This window comes from Streptomyces albospinus (genome assembly GCF_014648695.1).
GTDB lineage: Bacteria > Actinomycetota > Actinomycetes > Streptomycetales > Streptomycetaceae > Streptomyces > Streptomyces albospinus.
Map to the genome: position 1 here is coordinate 1 of NZ_BMRP01000149.1, position 728 is coordinate 728.

General features: G+C 72.4%; 1 protein-coding gene. It reads left to right on the forward strand.

The window, feature by feature from the left end; all coding sequences use genetic code 11:
* Window positions 1–728, forward strand: a 728-nt coding sequence (locus IEZ17_RS41705) for an acyl carrier protein (RefSeq protein WP_189308838.1), incomplete at both ends; no start/stop codon positions are given.

The following is a 728-nucleotide window of genomic DNA, read 5'->3' on the forward strand; positions in this document are numbered from 1 at the left end:
GGCTTCCGGCCCACGCCCTGGCCTGGGGCCTGTGGGACCAGGACAGCGGCATGACCGGCAGCCTGGGCGAGTCAGACCTCGCACGGTGGGCTCGAACCGGTGTGGCCCCGCTGGCCGCGGAACGCGGACTCGAACTGCTCGACGCCGCCCTCGTCACCTCGCGGGCGCAGCTGGTCCCGGCGTGCCTGGACCTGCCCGCGCTGAAGGCGCATCTTCTTTCCGGCCCGGGCGGAGAGCTACCGACCCTGTTCCGTGGCCTCGTCCGGATGCCAGTCCGACGGGCGTCGGCCCAGAGGGCGGTCGGCACCGGCGAGCGGACCGGCTGGCTCGGTCGGCTGGCCGCGCTGTCCGAGGCCGACCGGCTGAGCACGATCACCGACACGGTGCGCGGCGTGGTCGCCTCCGTTCTCGGGCACTCCAACGCCACGGACATCGACCTGGAACGCGGCTTCAAGGACCTCGGCTTCGACTCCCTGACCGGCGTCGAGCTGCGCAACCGACTCAACACCCTCACCGGCCTGCGGGTGCCAGCCACGCTGGTCTTCGACTACCCGACGCCCACGCTGGTGGCGGCCTATCTCGGGACCGTCGTGGCGGAGTCCACCAGGGTCACCGATCCCGAACCCTCGCGTGGGGCCGTGGCGGGCGGCATCGAGGCTCCCGTCGACGACGAACCGATCGCGATCGTGGGCATGGCCTGCCGTTATCCGGGAGGGGTGGCGAGTGCG